This window comes from Corynebacterium flavescens (genome assembly GCF_008693105.1).
Taxonomy (GTDB): Bacteria; Actinomycetota; Actinomycetes; order Mycobacteriales; family Mycobacteriaceae; genus Corynebacterium; species Corynebacterium flavescens.
In genome coordinates, this window is the sequence record NZ_VXKK01000033.1 from 226,045 (window position 1) to 244,509 (window position 18,465).

Here is an 18,465-nt window from a genome sequence, read left to right on the forward strand (position 1 = left end):
GACATGCTGAAGACGTTCCTCAAACCGGGCTGGGTACTCCTGCTCCTTTTCGTCATCGCCTTCTCTTACTTCGCCTTTACGGTCTTGGCGCCGTGGCAGTTGGGCAAAGACGATCAGATTGTGGAACGCAACCAACACATCACCGAGGCCTACGAGCAAGATCCGCGCCCCGTGGATGAGGTGCTCGATGCTAAGGGATCTATCGTGGGAGACGAGTGGTCACGCGCGATCCTAAAGGGAAAGTACCTCCCCGAGGACGAGGTGCTGCTGCGCCTGCGCCCAGCTGGGACGGGGCCTTCTTATCAGTCCCTGGTTCCTTTTCACACTGATTCTGGCCTGATTATCTTGGTCAACCGCGGCTGGGTGGAAGCCGAGGAGGGCAATGCGGTTCCTGATATTCCCCGCGCTCCCTCTGATGAGGTGACCATCGTGGGAATGGTGCGCAAGGCTGAGGCCGTGCACCAATCGGCGCCTATCTTCCAAGAGGGCTACGGGCAGGTCTATTCCATCAACCCTCCGCAGGTTGGGGAGCTCACCGGAGTTGCCATGGGGCAGGATTACCTGCAGCTATCGGATGAAGAGCCGGGTGTTCTCAACCCCATGCCCGTGCCGCAATTGGAGCGAGGAAATCACCTTTCCTACGGCTATCAGTGGATAGCCTTTGGCATTATGGCACCGCTCGGCCTGGGCTATTTTGTCTGGTCTGAGCTCAAGGAGCGCCGTCTTGCCCGCGCTGAGAAACTCGCCCTAGAAGCCTCGACGGACTCAGAGGACACAGAGGACACAGAAGATACGGAAGATACGGAAGCCTCAGCCGCGGTCGCCGCAGGAAGCGCTGTGCCTCCTGTTCAGGACACCGGCGAGCATGCCCCGCAGCCCAGCGCAGCTGAGGAAGGCGCGGATGCTGGGGCCGCGCCTAGCCGCAGGTCCCGCGCACGCTACGGCTCCTCCAAGCCGGATTTCTACTCGAAGCTGCGCGAGCGCAACCAAGAACGTTTCTAGGACTTAAGAAATTCCATGGCACCTCACACCCCGTTGGAGCCTGCACGTAGAGCCGTGCTTATCGATGTCGATGGAACCCTGATTGATTCCTACCCCGGGATTCGTGCCTGCGCTGTGCAGACGATGATCGATTTTGGCCTTCCGGTTCCTGCGGAAGAACAGTTGCACCGCCTGCCGGGGCCGCCCTTGCCCGTCACACTGCAGAATTTTGGGTTTTCGCCGGAGATTCTCCCGGCCGCCGTGGCACAATTCCGGAGCTACTACCGTGCCACAGGGTGGTCGAATTGTCGGCTCTTTCCCGGCTGGGAAGAAGCCCTCACCGAATGGAAAGAGGCCGGGATTACTTTGTGCACGGCCACGAGCAAGGATCAGGCCGTGGCGGAAAAGATGCTGAGATACCTCGGTGCGGCACAGTTCTTTGACTTCATCGGCGGTGCGGATGATATGGGCGGAACCCGCCAAAACAAGCGGGCAGTCATCGAATGGGTGCTTGCTTCCACCGGTTTGCGCCCCGACATAGACCACTTGTTGATGATGGGAGATCGTCATCACGACATCGACGGCGCGCGGCCTTTGGGTATCCCTACCGTTTTGGTGGGCTGGGGCCACGGCAGCCCTGCTGAATACCGCGCTGCTGACTTCTTCGCCTCTGACTTTTCCGAGCTCAAGGCCATCGTAGACCGACTTTAATGTCCCAGGGTTAACCACCCCACACATACCCCCATGGCGTATCCCGCGACGCCAACTGAGGCCACCCTTTGGGGTTAGCATAACCTTATGTAGCGTTTCTTAAACTTGTTTAGTTAAGGCTTGCCTTGTATACGTTATGTTCGTTCCCAATAGGAGTTCCCGAGGGGGAGAGCTTCCTCCGGGACCATGAACAAATCCCCCCCTTTCTCAGTTTTTCCTTGAGTTTCTCTCTGTTCTTTTCACTCTCTACAGAAAGCGCACTACATGCTCCAAGAAAAGTCCCAGAAGGACCAGACGGCTCCCGCCACGGCTCTGGCCGTAGCGATGCTAGTGGTATCCGCACTCACCGTTCTCGCCAGTGTCTACTTCACACTCAACGCCAAGGAACCGCGGGCCACCGCCTCCGCTCTCCTCGTCGGCATGGTCGTCTTGCTGGTGCTCCTAGCCTTGACGCGGCGCACGAATGCTAGCGCGGCGGCGTCGTCAAGCACCCAAGTGCTCGGCCTGTGCATCCTCGCTGCGGGCATCGCTACCGCCGCGGTCTGCGCCTTCCTCATGCTTGGCAGCGACACCACCACGGTTCTCACCGCAGATACCTCCCAGAACATCGCCAGCGCAGTGTTCTTCTCCGCGATTCCTGTGGCCATCTTCGGATGGGCCCTTAACCGCGGCTTGCTGAGCAAGTAACGCTCGCATCAATCCCTGAATTCTCATATCCTCCTCATCATCTAAGAACACCTTCATGACCTTTGCAGGTCTCCTGGCGCCCACCGCCTTGGCCACCGCCGCCCTCCTCCTCACCTCCTGCGGCTCTAATGCGGACAGCACCCAGGCCGGCAGGGAATCCAGCAGCGAAGCCAACGGCGCTTACCCCGTCAGCATTGACAACTGCGGCACCGAGATCGAGATAGACAAGCCCATCGAGTCCGCTGTTTCTTTGGACCAGGGAATGACCGAGATCATGCTCAGCCTGGGGCTGGCGGACCGAATGTCCGGAACTGCCACGTGGACGGACCCTGTGCGCGAGGATCTGGAGGATGCAAACTCGCAGGTTCCGCGTATCTCGGCGAACATCCCCTCCCTGGAAACGGTCCTCAAGGCTGAGCCTGATTCCGTCGCCGCTTCCTTCTACCCCACCCTCTCTGAGTCCGGCGGAGGAAACCGCGAGAAGTACGCTGAGGTCGGCGTGCCGGCTTACTTGGCCTACAGCGACTGCTCCAAGACTTCTCTTGCCAACGACGGCGCCCGCGAAGAGCGCGTCACCATGGACGCGGTTTATCACGACATCTCTGACATCGCTACCCTCTTCGAGGTCAAGGACAAGGGAGAGGCGCTCGTAGAAGACCTGCAAGAACGCATGGACTCCGCGCAACGCACCACCAAGACCGACAACGTATCCGTGGCCTACTGGTTCTCCGATTCTGAGGCACCGTACATGGCTGGCGGCGTCGGCGCTCCGCAGCTCATCTCCGATACTCTCGGCCTCGACAACGTCTTTGCCGATAGCAAGGAAGAGTGGCCCCAGGTCAGCTGGGAAGCCCTCGTAGAGAAGAACCCAGATGTCATCGTCGTCGGCGACCTCACCCGCGATAACTTCTCCGCAGAAAGCGCCAAGGCCAAGATCGATTTCTTGAAGAAGCACCCCGTTGCCAGCCAGCTCGACGCTGTGAAGAACGAGCGCTTCGTCTCCGTCGCCGGCGCAGACATGAATCCCTCCATCCGTACCGTTGACGGTATCGAAAAGGTTGCCAAAGGCTTGACGGAGTTCAACCTCAATAATGCTTAAGACCCAGCGAAGCGCCGCAGGCGGCACCAAGAGTACTTATGCGCTGCCCCGGCCACGAGGCGCGGGCGGGTGGAAGGTCTTTGCCTATATCACCGGCGGCATTCTCCTCCTGTGCGCCTCGATACTCATTGCTGTGACCTTCGGGCCAGTCTCCTTGAGCCCGCTTGAGGTGTGGAACATCGTGGCTCACCGGCTAGGACTTGTCTCCTCCCTGAGCGGCGACATCACCACCTTGCAGGAGATGACCGTATGGAATCTGCGCCTGCCGCGCGCGCTGCTGGCAGCACTCGTCGGCGCAGCTTTAGCTATGTGCGGCGTCATCTTGCAGTCCTTGCTGCGCAATCCCCTCTCCGATCCATATATTCTTGGCATCAGTTCTGGGGCGTCCGCTGGTGCGGTGCTTGTCATCGTGCTCGGCGTCGGCGGCAGCGTCATCGGTATGCGCGGCGGCGCTTTCGTTGGAGCGATCTTCTCCTTCGCCGTGGTTCTCTTATTGGCCAGGATGGCCGGCGGCACCTCCGACCGCATCGTTTTGGCAGGTATCGCCGCCACACAATTTTTCTCCGCCATCACCTCGCTCGTGGTCATGCTTGGTGCGGATCCCAACACCACGCGTTCAGTGATGGTTTGGATGCTCGGTTCCTTCGGTTCCGCGTCGTGGTCAGAGGTCTGGATCACTTGTGCGATTCTGGTCGCGGGCATGCTTGTGTGCCTAGCCGTCTCCGCCAACCTCGATGCCATGGCTTTCGGCGAAGACGCCGCCACCAGCCTGGGAATCAACATCGCGGTGCTGCGCTGGATGCTACTTTTTGTCACCGCGATCGTCACCGCAGTCGCCGTGTCAACCTCCGGCGCCATCGGCTTCGTAGGTCTAGTCGTCCCCCATATCGCCCGAATGTTGGTGGGCCCCGGCCATGGGCGTCTCCTGCCGGTGTCCATGCTGATCGGCGCGGTCATGCTCGTATGGGTTGATTCCCTGGCGCGCACCGTGGCTGAGCCTCAAGAGATTCCTGTCGGGGTATTCACCGCCGTCATCGGCGTTCCGGTATTCGTGGCGGTCATGGTCAAGGCCGGAGGTAAACGCTCATGAGCACTGCTCTCCTCCAAGCCAACAATCTCCATTGGTCCATCAACGGTCGCAACATTGTCAACGATGTCTCCATCTCCGTTGCACCCGGCACCATGCTGGGGATTGTCGGGCCCAATGGCTCCGGCAAGACCTCTCTCCTGCGCATGCTGGCTGGACTGAATTCTCCCAGTTCCGGGGAGGTACAGATCTCCGGCTCGGCGCTCTCCTCGCTGCGGCGCAAAGAGATTGCCCGCCGCCTAGCATATGTCGAGCAGATTGCGCACACGGAAATGGACCTCAAAGTCCGCGACGTCGTGGGCTTAGGGCGTCTGCCCCATCATCGTTCTTGGCACAGCCTGCCCGCGGTGTGCGCGGCCGACGCCCCGATCATCGACGAGGTTGCCGCCCATACCGGCATCAGCGAACTGCTCGATCGCTCGTGGACCCAGCTCTCCGGCGGGGAGCGGCAACGCGCGCAGATCGCCCGAGCGTTGGCCCAAGATACCCCGGTGATTCTGCTTGACGAGCCGACTAATCACCTCGATATTTCCCACCAGCTAGACATTCTCCGGTTAGTCCAGGAATCGGAGGCCGCCGCAGTCGTGGTCCTCCACGATCTGAACCTGGCCAGCATGTTCTGCGATCACATCCACGTGATGCGTGATGGCCGCACCGTCGCAGAGGGCGCCCCCGACTCGGTCCTCAATCAAGACCTCATCGCCGACGTCTTCTCCGTTTCCTCCGTCATCTCCGAAACCGAATCCGGGCGGCCAGCAATCCGCTATCTTCTCTAGCGCTGCGAGCCCGTCAGTACCCTCCAGTCATCTCTCGCTTCAAACATAGAAAGGCTCTTTAATTTAATGTCCTCTCCAGTCACCACCGCCGTTAACAACAACACTCCCCGCCCAACCTTCCTCGGCCCGAGCAGCCCAGGCACTTGCCGCGCCCCGCGGTTATAACGCCGCGCGTTGGACCTTTGCCGCCGTAGTGCTCGTGACCACTGCCCTGCTTATCTGCCAGCCTTTCCTCGCCGGTATGCATATTGGCGGCGATAGCGGCGCCCTCAACCTGCACTACCTCAACGGGCAGCTGCTCATGACCTTGAGCGCAGTCCAGGTGCTGGCAGCCCTAGTGTGGTGGCGCTTGTGCGGCGGCCCCGCCAAAGCGGCGATGTGGGCGCTGATTGAGGTTGGTCTGGTTATCACGCAGTTCTGGATCGGCTACTTCCAGTACCCGAGCTTGCACCTGCCGCTGGGCATCGCCACCCTCTTCTGCGCAGTGTTCCTCACCACGGTTCCTTTCCGCAGCCCTGCTAAGAAAGCAGCCTAGGTAACACAAGTGCGCAGACGTCAATTCCTCCGTGTCGCGGTTCTTAGCGCCGGTGTGTGGGGTGTGGGTTCGCTAGCCGGATGTGGATCTCAAGAAGGCAGTGCTTCTGGTTCACGTTCCATAACGTCGGCCTCCGAGTTCAGCACCGCCTTGCCGGTGCCTCCGCTTCTCGAAGCCGCCAAAAACGGCGACATCTCCCACTATTCCATGCGGCTGCAGGCAGGGACATCCTCCATTGTCCCCGCCGGCCCCAGCACTACTTGGGGCATAAACGGCCCCTTCCTGGGCCCTACGCTGCGCCTAAAGCAGGGCGAAAAGCTGCGCGTTGACGTGAAGAATGACCTCCCTGAGACCACTTCCTTGCACTGGCACGGCATGCGAGTTCCCGCGGATGCCGACGGCGGTCCCCATTCAGAAATCGCACCGGGTGAAACGTGGTCACCGGAATGGACCGTCGATCAGCCCGCGGCGACTTTGTGGTACCACCCCCACCCCCATGGAAAGACGGAAAGCCACGTTTATAAGGGCCTCGGCGGCTTCATTATCGTCGATGATACGGAGGAACCCACCGAGTTTCCCCACGAATACGGCGTCGACGATTTTCCCGTTATTATCCAGGACAAGTCCTTCGACGAGTCCGGTGAGCTGGTGGAGGCCAACCGCGCCGGCGTGGGAATGCTGGGCAACACCATCCTCACCAACGGCACCCACGGCGCACACATCGAGGTCGGTGCGCAACGCATCCGTCTGCGCCTGCTCAACGGTTCCACAGCACGCACTTACTGCTTGGGGCTCACCGAAGATCGGACCTTTGAACTCATCGCTACCGATGGCGGCCGCCTTGCCGCCCCGCTGCAGCTCGACCGTATCTTGCTCAGCCCAGGCGAGCGCGCCGAGATCCTCGTGAGCCTCAACGAGGGCGACACCGTGCGCCTGCGCTCTTTTGCCCATGATTTGGGAGTTGCCACCAGCCGTAATCGCGATGCAGGTGCCGAGGATGAGTTCGACGTCCTCGAGCTACAGGCCTCCTCCACACTTCGTGCAGCACCGGCTCTTCCGCCGACCCTTCCCACGGCTACCACGCCGAAGGAATCATCCGCGGCACAGACCCGCGAGTTCCTCCTCGGGGATAACACCATCAACGGCGAGAGCATGGACATGAGCCGCATCGACGCCGTTGTGGCGCCCAACACCGTGGAGATTTGGGAGGTCGAAAACACTCACAGCCAGCCCCACAACTTCCACATCCACGACGTCCAATTCCGCATCCTCGACATCGACGGGACCCCTTCCCCGCCAGATCTCGCGGGCCCGAAAGACACCGTTTACACCCCTCCGGGAGTGCGCTTCCGCCTCATCATGGAGTTTGGGGAGAACCGCGCACCAGAGATTCCCTACATGTTCCATTGCCACCTCCTGTGGCACGAGGACGAGGGAATGATGGGTCAGTTCAGCATCAGCGAGGGCACGCCGCCTCCGCTGCCTGCTCATCACCAGCACTAGTCACTGCCACCCATTGCGCAGGAGTATCCAACGCCGAGCCTTAGGTCTATGCTTTCCCTGAGCCTCTCGACGGCCTTGGATCACTCCTGTTCTTTTTCGTGTTCGCCTTGGTCAATGCTCATTTCCCAATGTCATCCCTGACACTTCCCTCTTCTCTCTCCCCAGAAAGCACAGCTGTGAAAAAGCTCCTCCCCTTTCTCTTGGCAGTTCCCGTGATTCTTGTCGTGGGTTCCTTTAGTGAGGAATCTGCACCGGAAAGCACGACCACCAGCACTTCTTCTCAGGCGACACATTCCGACACTCCCGTGGAAAGTCACGATGTTGACCATGATCCCCAACCACAGGGTTTCGTTGATACTTCCTTCAATGACTTTCAAGAGCCCACGAACGATGCTCCCGTCATTGTGGAGCAGGAAGCACCCGCACCAGAGTTCGTCGAGCAACCCATACCCGCTGCTTTTGAAGAGGCCCCTGCACCCATCGTCGAAGAGCCACCGGCACCGGTTTATGTAGAACAAGCCCCCGCCCCCGCAGCACCCAGTGCCTATTACCCAAACTGCGCGGCAGCAAGGGCCGCAGGTGCCGCCCCGCTCTACGCCGGTTCGCCTGGGTACAGCACCTCCCTCGACCGCGACCGCGACGGTGTGGCCTGCGAATAGTGTGAGGCTGACGGCCCTTACACGACCTGCCGTCGCCGCCCCCTCATTTCTTGTTGCGACGCGCGCTTGGCGACGTCGCGCTCTCCCCCTAACAGTTGCTGTTTTCCGACGATGAAGGAAAGCGCAACTACCGTTTCGGACAAATAGTGCGGTTATGGCATGATCCCAATGGAAACTCAACGCCTTGCAGGAGTCAGAATCCTTAGGAGAGTCGACAAGACTAGAACCTCGGCTCTACTACTTGCGAAGGTGCCTAGCATTAAGCCCTCGATCTAGGAATTCGCTACTCTCTTAGAAGGACCCTTTCGCATGACCACCAACCCGTTCATTGAGACAACTCAAGCTCAGAATTCCCAACTGCACTCCAATGGGAAGTGGAAGAAGGCACTCGCTTGGGTCTCCATTGTGTGCGGTCCCCTGACACTAGCTTTTTCTTTGATTGATGGCCGTACTTCGATGGTCTTGATTGGTTTAGCAGCAGGAACAGCCATATCCCTCCCCGGTGCCTGGTTCTTAATCCACGAATTAAGAGTGAAAGCTAACCCCAGCAATCCGCCGAAAAGCCGCTGGGGAATTGTTGCAATCTGCTCGATAGTTCTTCTTGTATCGAGTGGATTTATTGCCACCTCGGTAGAAACGCCAACAACAGAAACACCAGCATCGGATGGGCAAACTTCCGCGTCACCGCAGCCTCTAGAAATACCGACCACAGCCGGCTCCGTGGGAACGAAACCGAAGCTCATAACAGTGGAAGGACACGTCGGTGAGGTTCACGGTGCATTCTGCGACAGTCCTGAAGATTACGACTGCGCCATTAACTTCATAATCCGCGATCTAGAGAGAGTTACAGAATGCAAGAGCTACGATCGCCTGGTGTCTGCGAACTTAGTAAAAATAAGCGGAATCGTCAGCGTCCCAGAAGGCGGTCACCCAAACGGTGTCGATTCGACCTATTGGCCTGGCTTCGTTAGTTGGTCGACCGTCGGCGATGACGGCGTTGATCGTCCCACCGACATATTCGGGGAGTGCCTACCTGAGAACGGTATACGAGGTGCCTGGCCACAATCCCTCTTTCCTGGAGATTCAAAGGAATTTACGCAATACATGGAGGTTCCCGAAACAGCGAAGACACTTCGCCTTACCGACACGGTAACGCAAAGCGGTAGATGGGAATTTGCTCTGGACGGAGACCACTAACCTACTGCGGGCTCTGGAGGAACGAGCGAACTTCGCTACTATTTGGAGCGGGATGTCAGAAAACCGGATACTCCCAGCTTCGGCTTACTTAATCAATCGCGCTTGGCGTCCAAGAACTCATCCAAGCTCTCGGCTTGGGGAAGTCCGTAGTGGTCTATGCCGGGGATGAATTCTAGAGACGTTTGGTCGAAGCCTAAATCGCGGTAGAACTCCTCCCCACTCCTCGCGGCCTGGATGGCGTTGAAGCCGTCGGGGGAGGTAGAGCCGTCGTCAAGCGTGCCTACCACCCAGGACAGCGGAAGATCGGCTGGAGACTGACTCAAAGGGGACCCTTCAGGAAGCCTTTCGGGGGCGCCGCCGCCGGCCATCATGAGCGCGCCACCGGTGACGAGTTCCCCACCGAAGGGCAAAATCCCGTAGCCCAGAATCTCCGAGCCGCCCGAATAACCCATCCACCAGATATCTTTAGGGTCAACACCCTTGATGCGCAGTATCACTTCCTGCACGAGCTGCTTCAACCACGCCACATGGATGTCCAGCTCCTGCCACCACACCGCACCGAAAGCCGTGTCCGGAGAGCGAGGCGCCACGAGGATCATATTGTGATCGGCTGCGACAGCGGCGATATCAGAAAGGACGCCCTCCGGTTGGGTGGTCTCGTTATCGCCATCACCGTGTAAGCGCATGACAACGCCTACAGGCTTGGAAAAATCGACGCCCTCCGTAAAGATGCGGTAGGTGCTGGTCTGCCCAAGGGCAGTAAATTCCCGCAAAACCGAAGGGCGTTCTTTATTCTCTTGCTCCGAGCTTTCGTTGTCCGTCGCCTGACTCTCCGGCATGTGATCCTCTGTCCCCCTATGCACAACCACAGCAACCAAAGCTACAAAGAACACTATTATGGCCACCACGGCGGTAACTGTGGTGAAGCCGCGAGGCGAGCTATTAGTACGCGCAGCTCTCATCTCCTTTTAGAACCAGTAAGTATAGGCGTGGTTTTCTTCCCCGCCGATGGAGGCATCTGGGATCAACTCGATTCCCGTGGAAGGGATCCCGCGCAGCCTATCGGTGTAGACAAAGCTCGCGACTGCACCTCGATACAGCTTTCCCTCCTCCAGACGCGCAGAGCGCATTGGGACTTGTTCTTCAACAGGGACTCCGCAGATAGTGCTTGCGTCATTGCGCAGGCGGTTGGCGGTTTCCCCCTCGTCGTTGACTGCAAACAGCTCCGGGATAGACACGATTGCTTTCCTCTCGTCGGGTAATGCCTGTAACTCCAGGTCAGAGGATCCAGAATTCACTGAGCTTCCCAAGAAGGTCAGCTCATAGCCATAGCAGTCAAAGTGATCTATCTCTCCGGTCGGGGAAGAAAGATTGGCAAATTCTACACTGCGGCTTTCGGGTGCAAAGACTACCACCGACCACAGTTGAACTTCCCCTTCGTTGCTCAGCGTAGAAATTCGAGAGGCCTCCCCGAAATGCAAAATCTTCTCTTCGTGGGGCTCAGTAGAATGCGCAGAAATCTCTCTTTCCCTTGGAAGGGCAGGTGCAGCCACCTCTGTGGTTTGTGCCCCCTGCCTTAGCGCAATCTCCCGTGGCGGCCGGTTCTCAACCTGCGGACCGTCTACAGCGCACCCCGTCAAGAGCATCAAAGCTCCCGTGGCGGCAACAACGGATACTTTTGAAGGACTTCTGGCGGATGAAAAGCGTCCGATTAAGCGATCTTTCATGGTGACCTCCACTTCATGTGGCTTCGTTGACTTAGAAGGAGTCTTCTCAGGGCTTGGGCCGGAAAACTCCGCGCTCTACCTATGATGTTTGCCACCCCGCGACCCCTTCTTCTGTTTTGGCCCCTCCGGTTCAGGCCCTGGGGCTGCCTTGTCAGGAACAAATGCCTTACCCGCGGACTTGGTTGTCCAAGAGATGATGGATTCCACAGGTCCGCGTTGCTGGGCCTGGCTCCAGAAATACGCAAAAACGAGCATGACGGAGATCTGGATTGCGAACCACAGCCCAGGGAAACGAGCCGTATCGATGGTGCTGAGCACAATAAGGTGGGCGACATAGAGCGTGAAAGTCATTGCTCCCGCGTTCATCAAAGGCAGCAGAATTCCAGGATTAGCTCGTGACCACACAAGGAATACGCAGATCGCTACCAAAGCTAGTCCAGCGCTCTTGGTGAGAGAAAAGAATGTATCCGCGTGCGGAGCATTAACCGTGAGCCACCATAGGGTGGAAGTAGGCATAAAGCTATTGTCTTGCGGCCCATAATCAAGAATGTCGAGCAGGTCCGAGCCCGTGAGATCAGGCGTTCGCTGCAAGAGACGATCCCAACCACCCAAGAAGTTCAGGAGGATGTCTGCTGATAAGGAACTTATAAATGCGCATAGAGCCCCCGCCGTTCCCAGCCGAATCTGGACTCTGAGAACGCTAAGGTCCATTCTTCCAACGGCCATGCCAAGGAATACGAAAGCCATCCAGGTCACCACCGGGTACGTACCTCCAACAAGCAAGGTCCAGAAAGTATCGAAGGGATCTACCAAAAGGTCAAGAGGAGTTGCGTTGTAGATCACCTCGTAGTCGAGGTTAGCGTTCACGAAGAAAGCTGCGGCCGGACCCACTACCGCCGTTAGGAAGGAAGCCAAGAGCAGCTTCCGGACAGAAAGACGGGGGAAAGGAACCGCAAAGAGGAACATCAATCCGTAGTACTGAAGAATATTAAAAGCCGGTATGTTAATGAAGTTGATTGTCATCCCAATCACCAGAATTAGCAGTGCGCGAACTACAATCTGGACTCTGTCTCGGCGCAGCCTTCTGCCGGTATGCGGACTCTTTCCCCCACTGATGAGCGCCAAGGAGACCCCTGCGAGTACAGCAAACAGAGCGGCCGAATGACCAGCAAAAAGTATCCACGTTAAAGTTGGTTCGTAGTTTTGAGGGCTCCACGACGGGAGCGTGTGAACGGCCACCATGCCGATAAGAGCAAATCCACGAGCTGCATCAAAGCCGGTGATTCTTCCCTTTATAAATCTGCCATTGAAAACCGTCTCCTCGGTAGCATCCGCCGCAGGATCGCCGGTCCATATCTTGCGGAAGCTCTTTCTCCGACCGGGTTGCGGACGAATTCCGGGCGGGAGATCTCCTTCCGGCACTAAGAGCGAGGAAGGAACGACTTGTGCAGCCTCATCTGCCCCGATTCCTGGGGCATTCACAAACTTTGATTCGCGGATCTTCTTGCGGGAATCCTCGCTCGAGCCGTCGAAACCATCGAATAAATCATTCATCTCTGCACCACCTGTTTGGAAGTAGGTGTGGGACCTGCCTTTTGAGCAGGGACCCATTGGGGAATGTGCGCAACGGGGTTTCCCTCCCACACGCTGTCTGAAGGAATCTGGTCCTGCCGAAGCACGAGTGACCCCGGTCGGATGGTAGAACGACTGCCGAGCACAGAGCCGGGGAGCATGAAGCTATTGGGGCCCAAGGTGGACCCAGCACCCATAGCCACAGGTTCCAGCGACATCACGCGATCGTGGAAAAGATGGGTTTGCAGGACTGTTCCGCGATTAACGCTCGCCCCTTCACCAATGGAGATGAGGTCAAATTCAGGCAACCACCACGTCTCACACCACACATTGCGCCCAATGCGAGTGCCCATGAGCCGCGCCCAGACGTTAAACATTGGCGTGCCCAGGCTCATACGGATCAAGCTGGGGACTGCGAGCATCTCTGCAAAAGTATCTGCCAGCTCACTGCGCCACACGAAGGTGCTAAATAGTGTGCGATTGCCCTCGCGGAACCTGCCAATTATCACCCACTTCACTACCACGGGGATTAATGCCGCGATTAAGCCGGCCGCAAAGACTATTACTCCGGAATACAGAATGACCTGGCGTATTCCCGCCTGTGGCCCGCCGGCGCTCATGAAGATCACGGTGCCTACGTAGACGATCAGCAAATCTAACCAGGCTGCAATAATGGCTGGAACAAGCCGTAGGCTTTCCACCATTGCTCTGCCAATCCTCAGCCCCGTACTCGGCCGGAAAGTACGCGATTCATCAGCATGGAGTTTTTGGCGCGGTATGGGCCTCGTGCTTCGTCCCAGCCACGAGGTTCCTTCATCGGGGTGGTACGGGCTCGAGGCCAGGACGGCCACCAGAGAATTGGGCGGCAGATCCCTATCGGGACCAACAATGCCTGAATTACCAACGAAGCTCCCCTCTCCCAGCACCGTTGTCCCAACATGCACCCATCCGGAGCGGTGCCTGGGTGCGCTACACATCGAGTGATCTGCCAAGAAACTGCGATCCCCGATCCACGTTAGGTGTGGGATGGTTTCCACGGTGGAAATCTCCGTATCCCGGCCGACGTGAGCTCCCATGGCGCGGAGAAAAGCCGGGGTAAGTGCCGAAGCGTAGATGAAGTACGTCGAGGTCAAGGTCTTTTGCAGGAGCACGTGGCTGAGCCACAGCGCCCAGGCCGTGGTACTTCGTGCGGAGTAATAGCCCGGACGAATCAAAGTGGCCAGGCACCGAATGCTCAGAACAACCAGGCTGATCCAGGTCGCAATAGTCAAGACCGTAAATACCGGTGTCCACGCTGCCAAGATTGGGAAAACCTCTTCATAGCGCTGCATCCGAATCACTTGCGGCAAGACAATCGCAATGGCAGGTGTCAGCGCGATGATGGCTAGCCCTGATGCCCAGAGATTTCCCAAGGAATAAAGAACTGCATTGCTTATGCGGCTATTTCGGGACAAGCCCTGGGTAAGGTGAGCCCGCTCATCCGGCCAGGCCTCACCGGCACTGCCCCAACGGACCAAAGGCGAGCCACCCCAAAGAATGTTTCCCTCGACATTTCCCTCCACGTGAGACCCCGGCAGGATTTCAGCCCCAACACCGACCGTCGCTTCGGGAGATACGATCGAGCGCACACCGATTCTTGCCTCATCCCCCACCACAATTCTTGCTACATGGAGGGTGCTTCCATCGATCCAGTGGCCCGCGATGTCTACCTCTGGCTCAATAGCTACGTCATTGCCCACGACAAGCAGCCCCGTCACGGGAGGCAGCGAATGCAGATCAGTGCGCCTTCCTACCTTGCTTCCCATCATCCGGAAGAACAAAGGGGTAACCGGAGTTCCCAGTAGCGGTTCCAGCTTTTGAAAGGTCATGAACCTCTCTGCAATCCAGATGCGCAGGTGCGTCCGGCTACCCCTTAGGTACTCACCCGGCACAACTCCGGCTGTTAAAAGCCTGGCGACGATCACCGTTTGTATTGCCTTACCAGGGAGGGAGAAGAGCACAATCCACCCGATAATTAACGGCAGCACTGGCGGTCGCGGTACCCATCCGGCATCGAAGAAAACCGCCAGAATCCACACGACAAGAATGGAACCTACAACGTAGCGAAGCCCGTTGATAAGGTACATCGCAAGTATCGCTGCGGCCTGCACTACACCACTCCAGCGCGGAATCGGCTGCGGATTCGGACGAGCATTCGTTTCCTCGTTGAGGCTTTCCAAATACCTCGCCATCTGCCCTAAGGTCGAATTCTCATACAATGCCCCGATATTGGTGGCCGGATGAGTAGCACGCAGGCTTACCGCGAGTTTGGCCACTGCGACGGAGCTTCCACCCAAGTCGAAGAAGTCACTTTCTGCCGTCAGCGGCAGGGGCCCGAGCTGCTGTTGCCACAGCCGTGCAAGGTCACGTAGTTCTTCTGGGAGCTCAGCACCCTCCACCCCCACGACGGATGGTAGGGGCCACGGCAGTGAATTACGGTCCACTTTGCCGGAGCTTTTCATCGGCATATCTTCCAAGACGCACAATGTGGGGACGATTCCGCCAGGCAGATGCGCGGCCAGGTACGCCCTTGCCGCCTGCGTTTCGAAAGCAGAATCTGGTTCCTCGACTAGGTAACCCACGAGGACTTCCGAGCCCGCTTCCGTCGTATGCATCGCCGCGGCACCAACGCGAACCCCCGGGATCGCTGTTAAGTGCTTATCAAGTTCCCCCAGCTCAATGCGGCGACCCCCGAACTTAACCTGATCATCGGAGCGACCAACGAAGATCAACCCCACGGGATCTGCGACAACGAGATCCCCCGTCCGATATGCCCTATCCCAACCAAGTGCGGGAAGAGGGGCATAAACCTCCGCGTCTTTCTCCTCATCCAGATAACGACCGAGCCCCACCCCGCCAACGATTAATTCACCGGTGTCACCCCAGGCAACAGGAGCACCGTCAGGCCCCACCACCGCCAGCTTCCAGCCAGGTGTGGGACGCCCAATCCTCACGGGAGGTTCTCTTGTCAAAAGCTGCCCAGTCGAGATGATCGTTGCCTCGGTGGGCCCATAGGTGTTCCAGAGCTCGCGCCCTGGCGCTTCCAGCCGGACTATCAGATCCAGCGGACATGCCTCTCCTCCAAAGATCAACAGTCGCACGTTATCGAGTGACTCCACTGGCCAAAAGGCCGCCAGAGTCGGCACGGTGGAGACTGCGGTGATGCGCTTGTCGACGATCCACCGCCCCAGTTCATCACCCGAGCGCACCACGTCACGCGGCGCTGCAACCAGCGCTGCCCCGTACCTCCAGGCAAGCCACATTTCTTCACAGGAAGCATCGAAGCCGACAGACAGCCCTGCCATAACTCTGTCTCCCGGGGCCAGCGGTTGCTGCACCAAATACATCCGCGACTCCGCATCTACCAATGCAGCCGCCGAGCGATGAGTGACGGCAACTCCCTTAGGCTTCCCCGTCGATCCCGAAGTGAAGATAATCCACGCATCATCCGCCACGCTCGGTCGTGCCGGGGCATTTCCGACGCCCTGTTGGACTTTGTCACGCAGGATAACTTCCAGGTCACGACCATATACTGCAGACACACCGGCTTCCTCCCAAACGGTGTCTGCACGGGAGTCCGGATCATCCCAATCCACCGGCACGTAGGCGGCACCTGCCACCATGGTGGACAGTATTGCGACATACAAGTCCGTGGTTCCTGAAGGAACTCTGATCCCGATGCGGTCCCCGTGCCCGACACCCAGCTCCTCGAGTCTCCTTACTTGTTGCAGGACCTTTTGCGCCAGTTGTGAGTACGTCAGCGCCTCACCCGCGCCCTCAAGAGCGAGAGCATCCGGATACTGCGATACGGTTTCCTCAAAAATATCGACGAGGGTTCGTGGCTCCTGAAATTGGTCAACCCCGAATACAGCCAAGGTGGGGTGGTCCTGGCTTTGCGAGCGAGCAGACATATCGAGACTCCTTGGAACTGTATTTCTTAATGCACTTCAAAGTTAGCTAACGATAAGCATTACCCTATCTTTCAATAAGTATTAAGTAAATGGTTTTTCCAACAAAACCATTAAATAATCCAAGTTTTTAACTAGGGGAAAATCAGTCCCTGGCCCCTAATAAGGTCTACTCTCCGCACTTTGGACTACAGTAAATGGCGCGAACCGAAGCCGAGCGTCTCCCCGCTCCCCTTCGCCTCACTCTCCTACTTACTAAGCTCACCCGTACCATTGCTCACTCAGCGGGTTGCGCTGGGTCATTCCTTAGATGCGCCTGAGTCCCCTTGCTCTCTCAAGCAGAACCCAAGAAAGATAAGAATGAAGAAGCTACTCCGTCTGCTTTTTGCCGTGCCTCTCGCCCTCTCCGCATGCGGCGGCGGCACCGACTCGTCATCGGTTTCCTCCTCTGTGCCCTCGAGCGTTAGCCTCAGCTCGAGCACATCGAGCACTGCCACAACCAGCCCCTCGTCTTTGACCACTTCCACGACAAGCGAGCCGGCCCCAAGTCAGACACCTGCCGTCGAACCAGCACCAGTAGAACAAGCACCCGTCCCCGCACAAGAACCCGTGGTGTTACAACCCATTGCGGGCTCAATCTGGGCACCCGCCGGCACAGGTTATAGATGCCCAATGACAGACGCCTACGTGTACGACCCCGCGAACTGCACATCCGCAAATCTCGGAGGAACCCCCGAATACGATGATTGGTTCCCTGGCGGACAGGACCTCAGCAACATCCCTTACGCTGACGGCGGAACCTGTCCCGCATACAAGTGCGGCTATGGCAAGGGAATCGACGCTGATGCCGTTAACGCAGAAAAGCAAGCCGCCCACACATGGTGGGGAAACTGCATCTCAGCCAACACGGCCGAGTACTGCCGCACCAACGACCCCTGGCAGCAATAGATACTCCACTCTTCCTCTCCACGACCTCAGCCCCTTCCTATTCCCCGGGAACACTCGCCAAAGTCTTAAAACTTGATCATCCTCTACGAAAGGCCTTCGGCATGAAAAGCCGTCTCTCCATTTTTTGCCTCATCTCTGCAGTAGCCGTTTCGCTCACTGCTTGTGGCAGTGCTGATGAGTCAGAGCCCAGCACGTCTACGACCGAGACTTCGACAACGTCATCTTCAAAGTCGTCGACCATTAAGACCACTTCTTCTTCAGTTGCTTCGTCTACTAGCTCAGAGCCAGCGGCGGAGCCGGAGCCCACAATCAACGAGGATGCGGACACACAGATCCACGGCTTTCTTGCCCCGCAGGAACAGCAGCCGGACCCCGTAGCACCGGCCCCCGATCCAGCACCAGTAGTTGAGGAGCAGGCTCCCGCGCCGGCACCTGCCCCTGCTCCCGTTTACGAGGCTCCAGCACCAGCACCAGCACCCGCCCCTGCCGCAAGCTACGCCAACTGCTCGCAAGTAAAGGCAGCCGGTGCGGCACCGCTTTACGCCGGTTCACCCGGCTACAGCACCTCGCTTGACCGCGACGGCGACGGCGTCGCCTGTGAGAAGTAGTTCTTCTCTTCATCGAGCCCCGCGCAAATATGCGTTTTCAATTCGTATCGAAAGCTTTCGATACCGGCAGAAAGCGCATATTTCCAATCATGCCAAGCAAGGCAACTTGGGCACCTTGATGCGAGTCCCTCTCCGGCGTTCACAGTAAACAGTGACCCAGTTTTTCAATCGAGCGCTCACTATTTACCGTCAAAACGCAAGAGCCCTTATGTAGCGAAACATAATTCCGTCACAATCTGCGCCAGTATCAAAACTTCTCGATAGCAAGGCTGAGACCACTATTCAACAGCGTATCGATTGTGGGCTAAGGAGCAAAAAGTGTGTCTGCGGGCGTGTCGGGGTTAGGTGCCGGGCCAGCCTTTGCGGATTCCTAGGTTGTGGTTGTATTCGTTTGGGATAGCGTTGTCGTAGAGGGCTGGTCTTCCGGT

Annotated in this window: 16 protein-coding genes; 12 read left to right on the forward strand and 4 right to left on the reverse strand. The window is 57.9% G+C overall.

All coding sequences use genetic code 11. The features are described from left to right. The first annotated feature begins 3 nt into the window (after nt 1-3). The 10 genes from F4V60_RS08480 (at nt 4) to F4V60_RS08525 (ending at nt 9,235) form a co-directional block, all read left to right on the forward strand. Nucleotides 4-1,002 (forward strand): SURF1 family cytochrome oxidase biogenesis protein, encoded by a 999-nt coding sequence (locus F4V60_RS08480; protein ID WP_075730187.1) that lies wholly within the window; start codon nt 4-6, stop codon nt 1,000-1,002. Nucleotides 1,003-1,017: 15 nt separating this feature from the next. After that, nucleotides 1,018-1,692 (forward strand): HAD hydrolase-like protein, encoded by a 675-nt coding sequence (locus F4V60_RS08485; protein WP_075730188.1) that lies wholly within the window; start codon nt 1,018-1,020, stop codon nt 1,690-1,692. Between the two features lie 264 nt (nt 1,693-1,956). Continuing rightward, the gene (locus tag F4V60_RS08490) at nt 1,957-2,379 is read left to right on the forward strand and encodes a hypothetical protein (protein WP_075730189.1); all 423 of its coding nucleotides are present in this window, start codon (nt 1,957-1,959) and stop codon (nt 2,377-2,379) included. 55 nt (nt 2,380-2,434) lie between these two features. Next, complete coding sequence (locus F4V60_RS08495) at nt 2,435-3,478, forward strand: ABC transporter substrate-binding protein (RefSeq protein ID WP_075730190.1); 1,044 nt, start codon at nt 2,435-2,437, stop codon at nt 3,476-3,478. Beyond that, nucleotides 3,471-4,568, forward strand: a complete 1,098-nt coding sequence (locus tag F4V60_RS08500) for a FecCD family ABC transporter permease (RefSeq protein ID WP_075730191.1) — start codon at nt 3,471-3,473, stop codon at nt 4,566-4,568. Before F4V60_RS08495 ends, F4V60_RS08500 begins: the two co-directional genes overlap by 8 nt. Next, nucleotides 4,565-5,341 carry an ABC transporter ATP-binding protein gene (locus F4V60_RS08505; protein WP_075730192.1) on the forward strand — a complete coding sequence of 259 codons (777 nt, stop codon included), beginning with the start codon at nt 4,565-4,567 and terminating at the stop codon, nt 5,339-5,341. Before F4V60_RS08500 ends, F4V60_RS08505 begins: the two co-directional genes overlap by 4 nt. 199 nt (nt 5,342-5,540) lie before the next feature. Further along, entirely contained in the window at nt 5,541-5,876 is a 336-nt protein-coding gene (locus F4V60_RS08510; RefSeq protein WP_150387363.1) for a hypothetical protein, read from the forward strand. A gap of 9 nt (nt 5,877-5,885) precedes the next feature. Beyond that, nucleotides 5,886-7,379 (forward strand): multicopper oxidase family protein, encoded by a 1,494-nt coding sequence (locus F4V60_RS08515; RefSeq protein ID WP_075730194.1) that lies wholly within the window; start codon nt 5,886-5,888, stop codon nt 7,377-7,379. Nucleotides 7,380-7,555: 176 nt separating this feature from the next. Next, nucleotides 7,556-8,038, forward strand: coding sequence for an excalibur calcium-binding domain-containing protein (locus F4V60_RS12615; RefSeq protein ID WP_232315909.1), 483 nt, complete (start codon nt 7,556-7,558; stop codon nt 8,036-8,038). Between the two features lie 309 nt (nt 8,039-8,347). Continuing rightward, the gene (locus F4V60_RS08525) at nt 8,348-9,235 is read left to right on the forward strand and encodes a hypothetical protein (RefSeq protein ID WP_141256041.1); all 888 of its coding nucleotides are present in this window, start codon (nt 8,348-8,350) and stop codon (nt 9,233-9,235) included. Between the two features lie 92 nt (nt 9,236-9,327). Here F4V60_RS08525 and F4V60_RS08530 read toward each other — a convergent pair whose 3' ends face one another. From F4V60_RS08530 to F4V60_RS08545, 4 genes are all read right to left on the reverse strand, one after another. Further along, nucleotides 9,328-10,074: an alpha/beta hydrolase gene (locus F4V60_RS08530; RefSeq protein WP_075730196.1), complete on the reverse strand. Its 747-nt coding sequence runs from the start codon at nt 10,072-10,074 to the stop codon at nt 9,328-9,330. A gap of 129 nt (nt 10,075-10,203) precedes the next feature. After that, nucleotides 10,204-10,473 carry a hypothetical protein gene (locus F4V60_RS08535; protein ID WP_141256039.1) on the reverse strand — a complete coding sequence of 90 codons (270 nt, stop codon included), beginning with the start codon at nt 10,471-10,473 and terminating at the stop codon, nt 10,204-10,206. Nucleotides 10,474-11,037: 564 nt separating this feature from the next. Beyond that, entirely contained in the window at nt 11,038-12,516 is a 1,479-nt protein-coding gene (locus tag F4V60_RS08540; RefSeq protein WP_170216853.1) for a DUF418 domain-containing protein, read from the reverse strand. Continuing rightward, a complete protein-coding gene (locus F4V60_RS08545) occupies nt 12,513-16,484 on the reverse strand; it encodes a Pls/PosA family non-ribosomal peptide synthetase (RefSeq protein ID WP_075730198.1) in 3,972 nt (1,323 codons plus the stop codon). Before F4V60_RS08545 ends, F4V60_RS08540 begins: the two co-directional genes overlap by 4 nt. A gap of 669 nt (nt 16,485-17,153) precedes the next feature. Between F4V60_RS08545 and F4V60_RS08550 the strand changes: the two genes are divergently transcribed. Then, nucleotides 17,154-17,429: a hypothetical protein gene (locus F4V60_RS08550; protein WP_075730200.1), complete on the forward strand. Its 276-nt coding sequence runs from the start codon at nt 17,154-17,156 to the stop codon at nt 17,427-17,429. 101 nt (nt 17,430-17,530) lie between these two features. Next, a complete protein-coding gene (locus F4V60_RS08555) occupies nt 17,531-18,037 on the forward strand; it encodes an excalibur calcium-binding domain-containing protein (RefSeq protein WP_075730201.1) in 507 nt (168 codons plus the stop codon). The last annotated feature ends 428 nt before the right edge of the window (nt 18,038-18,465 follow it).

Excerpts from the sequence above, each read along its gene's own strand:
- F4V60_RS08480 (WP_075730187.1), top strand. The coding sequence starts at position 4 with ATGCTGAAGACGTTCCTCAAACCGGGCTGGGTACTCCTGCTCCTTTTC.
- F4V60_RS08485 (WP_075730188.1), top strand. The coding sequence starts at position 1,018 with ATGGCACCTCACACCCCGTTGGAGCCTGCACGTAGAGCCGTGCTTATC.
- F4V60_RS08490 (WP_075730189.1), top strand. The coding sequence starts at position 1,957 with ATGCTCCAAGAAAAGTCCCAGAAGGACCAGACGGCTCCCGCCACGGCT.
- F4V60_RS08495 (WP_075730190.1), top strand. The coding sequence starts at position 2,435 with ATGACCTTTGCAGGTCTCCTGGCGCCCACCGCCTTGGCCACCGCCGCC.
- F4V60_RS08500 (WP_075730191.1), top strand. The coding sequence starts at position 3,471 with ATGCTTAAGACCCAGCGAAGCGCCGCAGGCGGCACCAAGAGTACTTAT.
- F4V60_RS08505 (WP_075730192.1), top strand. The coding sequence starts at position 4,565 with ATGAGCACTGCTCTCCTCCAAGCCAACAATCTCCATTGGTCCATCAAC.
- F4V60_RS08525 (WP_141256041.1), top strand. The coding sequence starts at position 8,348 with ATGACCACCAACCCGTTCATTGAGACAACTCAAGCTCAGAATTCCCAA.
- F4V60_RS08530 (WP_075730196.1), bottom strand. The coding sequence starts at position 10,074 with ATGCCGGAGAGTCAGGCGACGGACAACGAAAGCTCGGAGCAAGAGAAT.
- F4V60_RS08540 (WP_170216853.1), bottom strand. The coding sequence starts at position 12,516 with ATGAATGATTTATTCGATGGTTTCGACGGCTCGAGCGAGGATTCCCGC.
- F4V60_RS08545 (WP_075730198.1), bottom strand. The coding sequence starts at position 16,484 with ATGTCTGCTCGCTCGCAAAGCCAGGACCACCCCACCTTGGCTGTATTC.
- F4V60_RS08550 (WP_075730200.1), top strand. The coding sequence starts at position 17,154 with ATGACAGACGCCTACGTGTACGACCCCGCGAACTGCACATCCGCAAAT.
- F4V60_RS08555 (WP_075730201.1), top strand. The coding sequence starts at position 17,531 with ATGAAAAGCCGTCTCTCCATTTTTTGCCTCATCTCTGCAGTAGCCGTT.